Annotated in this window: 6 protein-coding genes; all 6 read right to left on the reverse strand. The window is 28.7% G+C overall.

Annotated features, from left to right (window positions below; all coding sequences use genetic code 11):
• Window positions 1-279: 279 nt before the first annotated feature.
• On the reverse strand, window positions 280-1,680 hold the full coding sequence (locus tag MBCUR_RS00550) for a nitrogenase component 1 (protein WP_067088896.1): 1,401 nt from the start codon (window positions 1,678-1,680) through the stop codon (window positions 280-282).
• Complete coding sequence (locus tag MBCUR_RS10885; protein ID WP_281190498.1) at window positions 1,677-1,802, reverse strand: hypothetical protein; 126 nt, start codon at window positions 1,800-1,802, stop codon at window positions 1,677-1,679. The genes MBCUR_RS00550 and MBCUR_RS10885 overlap by 4 nt, the downstream gene beginning before the upstream one ends.
• Window positions 1,799-3,271: a nitrogenase subunit alpha gene (locus MBCUR_RS00555; protein WP_067088899.1), complete on the reverse strand. Its 1,473-nt coding sequence runs from the start codon at window positions 3,269-3,271 to the stop codon at window positions 1,799-1,801. The genes MBCUR_RS10885 and MBCUR_RS00555 overlap by 4 nt, the downstream gene beginning before the upstream one ends.
• A 268-nt stretch (window positions 3,272-3,539) precedes the next feature.
• Window positions 3,540-3,908 (reverse strand): P-II family nitrogen regulator, encoded by a 369-nt coding sequence (locus MBCUR_RS00560; protein WP_067088901.1) that lies wholly within the window; start codon window positions 3,906-3,908, stop codon window positions 3,540-3,542.
• Window positions 3,909-3,997: 89 nt separating this feature from the next.
• A complete protein-coding gene (locus MBCUR_RS00565; RefSeq protein ID WP_067088904.1) occupies window positions 3,998-4,315 on the reverse strand; it encodes a P-II family nitrogen regulator in 318 nt (105 codons plus the stop codon).
• A gap of 99 nt (window positions 4,316-4,414) precedes the next feature.
• Window positions 4,415-5,242, reverse strand: coding sequence for a nitrogenase iron protein (gene nifH / locus MBCUR_RS00570; RefSeq protein ID WP_067088907.1), 828 nt, complete (start codon window positions 5,240-5,242; stop codon window positions 4,415-4,417).
• Window positions 5,243-5,596 lie beyond the last annotated feature (354 nt).

Consider the following 5,596-nt stretch of genomic DNA (forward strand, 5'->3'; position numbering starts at 1 on the left):
AGATTGAACTATCTATATATTTAGCATTTATCAATTTTTTTTAAAATAATTTAAAATAATTTAAAATTGCTTAAATTATTTATTAATAAATATAATAGTAGCATTTTTTAATAACCACATTTTTGAAAAATAAATAAAAAATGAAAAGAATTTAATAAAAAATAACTTAATAAAAAATTAATTGAATTTTTTAGCTGTTACATTGCTATTTTTTTAAAAATCAATTTTTAAATTTTCTTTTTTAAGTATTGGTTTATTTCTTTATTATTCATTCTGATTTTACTGTTGTAATTTCCAATGTTTTTCTTCATAGTATTTTTCTAATACTGCATTTGTTATTAATTCAGTCATTCTTTTTGCTCCTCTATAACCTAATATTGGTTGTGAATGGTAGCCTACTCTATCATATACAGGATAACCAAATCTTATTAATGGAATTCCTGTGTCATATGAAATAAACCTAGCATCAGAGTTCCCTATTAAAATATCAATATCATTTTCTTTTACATAAACTTCTACTGCTCTTAGGTCTTGTTCTTGTAAAACATCGATATTTTGTCCAGATTCTTTTGCTACTAATTCCATATCTTCTGGAAAGCTTTTTTCATCTGCTCCACTACACACCATTACTACTTCCATTGATAATTCGCTTATTAATCTTGCAAGACCTGTAGTTAAACTTGGATCACCGAAAATAGCTACCTTTCTTCCATGTAAATATCTTGCAGAAACATCGGCCATCATATCAAGAGTTAATCCTCGCTCATCTAATAATTTTTCTGGAACTTCACAATCAGTTAAAACTTGAATATTTCTTAAAAATTGATCAGTACCTTTTATTCCAATTGGTGCTAAATCATCAGTAATAGCTGGAACATTATGTGTACTTTCTAAGGTTTTTGCTCCTTGCGAAGCATATTTACAAATGCTTATTGTTCCACTTGAGCTTGAAGCATTCTTAATCTCATCTACTGTAACTCCACCTTTTGGATAAAATGGTGTTTCCTGAATTGATGGTCTAAGTGGCCCATCAAAGGCATCAGAAACATCAGTTAACATTATATGTCCTACATTTAAAGAATTTAGAATATGTTTTAATTCTTTAACATCTCCAGGATTTAAAAGCCCTGGAATAATATTCACTTTTCCATTTTCTTCATCATTTATTTCAGTTACAGTTTGGATTATTGAATTAACAGCCACACCATAACCTGAGTAGTGAGTACCAACAAAACTTGGGGTTGGAATAGGAACAACTTTAACCTTTTCAACTCCAGCATACTCTTGTTTTTCTTTTGATAATTCTGCTAATTCTTTATTTGTAGTATCAACAAAACCAAATACATCATCACCAATTATTTCACTTGAACAAGTAGTAATGGCTCCTATTAAATCTGGTTTATAACGAATAGCTATGTTTTTTATACCAGAATTAATGTTTTTTCTTCCTCCAAAAACAGCTGCAGCCTCATGAAGTGATGAAACAGCTATTTCTACAGGTTCTCTAAAATGTCTTGCTAAATGATATCTTACAAAACTAGAACAGCCTTGTGACCCATGTACCATCGGAATTCCACGTGAAACTCCAATTACCGCATACATTGCTCCTAAAGGTTGGCAGGTTTTAAGTGGATTTACAATTAAATTTCTCTCACGGTTTATTACATTTACACCACTCATATGTTAACACCTTTTAATCTGTTTAATCTGTTTAAATATCTATGTTTGTTAATTATTTTCATTTTCTTCATAAAGCTATTTTTAAATTTTTCATTTTTCATTTGAAATGAATTAATTTTCATTTACCTGCCTCCATCAACTCTTTGTCTACTTTTTCATTTTGACCATCTTTTGCACTTTCTTTTTGTGGAAATGAGTCAAATTCTAATAAATCCCAAATTGGATTGTAAATATTGGCATAAAGATCTTTTGCAAGGTTTAAAAATCCTTCAAAACCAATATATGGCCCATTTTCATAGGAATGTATCATTATTGAAGGAACTCCATACTTGTATGCGAGGTATTTTTCTTTTATTCCAGCTAAAATAATATCTGGTCTGTCAGTTTTTATCATTTCTTCAAGTTCAAGGGAATTAGGGTCATCTACAATTGTAGCTCCTTCTTTAACCCTTTCCTTCATTTTTTTGTATCCTCCTTCGTGTTCAAATTGAGAAGCAACTGCTGTTACATCCATTCCAAGTTCTTTTTCAAGAGGAATAGACAAGTGCCAACTTTTAGGTCCTCCAGAGAAAATATAAACTTTTTTACCACTTAACTTTTCTTTGTAGAATTCTAACTCTTCTTTAACTTCACCATGATATTTTTCAATAACTTTTTCTGCTTCTTCTTCTAAATTGAAATATTTACCAATCATACGAAGGTTATCAGCACAATATTCAGTTGAAAAAAAGTCAACATTTATATAAGGTGTACCATATTTTTCTTCTATTAGCTCTGCAATGTAGGTTGCTGATCTCTGGCATCTAACAAGATTTAATTTAGATTTATGCATATAACATATTTCATTATGAGTTGAATCACCAGAAAAACGACTTAATATATTTATTCCCATTTCATTTAGGTATTTTTCTAAAACCCATAAATCTCCATCAATATTATACTCACCAATTAAACAAATATCATAATCAGTAGTTTTTGGAGGTTCTTTACTTCCAACTAATTGATCAAACATTGTATCATTAGTTATATGGTGCCCTTTTGATTGAGAAGGACCTGCAAAACCTGGAGTGTTATAAGCTATTACATCTATTCCTAGCTCTTCAGTTAGTTCCTTGCATACAGCATCTATGTCATCTCCAATTAAACCAGTTGTACAAGTTGCATGGCAATAAATAGCTGTTGTAAAAGGGAATTCTTTATAAGCTTCTTGAACTGATTGTTTTAACTTTTTCATTCCACCAAATACAACATCAGATTCTTTTAAATCTGTACCACAGACATATTTTAAATTAAAATTTTCTACAGGGAAAGTTGTTCCATCAGGCATATTTGGTCTAGAAGGATACCTTTTTGCTCCGCCTCCATAGGTGGTACAACCAACAGGAGAATGAACTACATGAACTACATCTTTAATGGCCCCAGTAATAACTCCTTTACTTCCAGCATAGACACAGCCACGCTCTGACATGCATCCAGGAACTGTACTTTTATTACAGTCCATTTCTGTATCACTATCTCCACAATGCTTCACATAAACATGTTTTTCTCTTTCAGGAATTTCTTTATCAACATCAAATAATTTAAAAGGCATATTAACCTCCTTAAGATTTTTTATCAATTTTTATTTATTATTACTGCATCTATTTATTATTACTACAAATATTTTCGCTATAAATATTTTCATTAATACATTTAAAATTTACACCTATTTCTCATTCAAACTTTCATCATCAAATGTACACCATTTTTTATGCTTAAAACACCAATATTTTATTATATCTTCTCCGTTTTCTCTTATCAAAACTTTTCTTGAATGTTTATGCATTTATTTCACCTATATATAATTAGTTGATTGTTTTTTATAAAATAGCTTCTAATCCTTGATCTTTATTTCTAACTCTTAGAGAATCTTCAATTGGACAAACAAAAATCTTTCCATCACCTATTACTCCAGTGTGGTTTACTTTCATAATAGCTTCTACTATTAAATTAGTGTCTTCTTCAGGAACAACTATTGATAACATCCTTTTTGGTACATAAGCCATTGCACCTACTTCATCCTTTAATTCTGGATTGTCTTTTATACTTTTTACTTCTTTTAGCATTGATTTTTGTTTTCCTCTTCCAAATACACTTACTGCGGTTAAGCTTGGATGCCCTAAAGCATCTAAAACTTCTTTTGTTTTATTTACCATTGAAGGTCGTATAATAGCTAATATTTCTTTCATTTTTCCCCCTTTTTTTTTATTTTTTTTTTACTTTTTTTGATTATAATAATTTTTTATTAAATTTTCAAATTTTATTTTTAAATGGGATTTTATAATCCTTTTTCTCTTGTTCGTACTGTATATGCTTCTTCTACAGGGCTAATAAATATTTTACCATCTCCAAAATTACCAGTATATGCTGAATTTACAATTGTATCAACTAATGGATCTATTTGCTCATCTTCAGCAACTAACATTATCATTCTCTTTGGTAACTCATCATAGTGGATATTATTTTGATGTATTCCTTTCTGCTTCCCTCTGCCAATCACATCTATTTTTGTTAAAGCTATATGTCCCTTTTCTTCTAATGCGTTTACAGTACTTTCTATTTTTTCAGGTCTCACAATAGCTCTTATCATTTTCATATTAATCACTTATTTATAGATATTTAATAAATTAGTTAACTTTATCTAATGTTTTATTTTATTTCAATTTTATATTTTATTTTAGTTTTATATTTTATTTTAATCTAATATTCCAAATTCTACAACTAAATCTTCTAATTCTTCCATTTTTAATGGTTCTGGAATTACAAAATTTTCATTATTTATTATTTTTTCACCTAAATCTCCATACTCACTTGCTTGTTTACAAGTTTCATCATAATCTACTACAGTTCTTTTATTAAATTCTGCTTTCTGAACTATGTTGTCTCTTGGAACAAAATGAATCATTTGAGTTCCTAATTTATCACAAAACTTTTCTATTAAATCTAATTCTCCGTCAACATTACGACTATTACAGATAATCCCTCCAAGCCTTACTCCGCTTTGATTAGCATATTTTACCATGCCTTTACATAGATTATTTGCTGCATACAATGCCATCATCTCTCCTGAAGCAACAACATATATTTCTTCTGCTTTTCCATCTCGAATTGGCATTGCAAAACCACCACAAACAACATCTCCTAAAACATCGAAGAAAACGAAATCTAAGTTATCTTCATAAACTTTTTGCATTTCCATTAAGGTAATAGCAGTAATCACTCCTCTTCCTGCACATCCTACTCCAGGTTCAGGACCTCCAGATTCCACACATTTTATTCCACCATATCCAACTGACATGACGTTATCTACAGTACATGCTTCTTCTCCTTCTTCTCTTAATGTATCCATCATAGTTTTCTGCATTTTTCCTTTTAAAATCATCCTTGTACTATCTGCTTTTGGATCACACCCATGAATCATTACTTTTTTATTGTGGAAATGTGCCATTGCTGCTGCAGTATTTTGAGTAGTAGTTGATTTTCCTATTCCTCCTTTTCCATATATTGCTATTTTTCTAACCATTTTTTAATCACCTCTTTTTTTAAAATATTTTCTACCAGTTTTATTATTATATATTTTAGTTAATTTTTTTAGTTGATTTTTTTCATTTAAAAAATATTCATTAAATTTTTTTATAATCATTAAATTATTAAAAAAATTAATAAACGGAATACGGAATCCGTCTTCCGATGTAATTATATTTATTTTTTTAATATATAAATGTTTCTTTTTTTACTATTAGAAAGGATGTGTAACAATTCAAAATCTAAGTTTCTAAATTTTGTTAATTAACTTAAAATTATATTTATAGAATTATAATAAATAACATTATAAAATAAACATAAATATTTAATAAAATTCTATTTTAACTAATAT

Origin of the sequence: Methanobrevibacter curvatus, assembly GCF_001639295.1 — an archaeon.
GTDB lineage: Archaea > Methanobacteriota > Methanobacteria > Methanobacteriales > Methanobacteriaceae > Methanoflexus > Methanoflexus curvatus.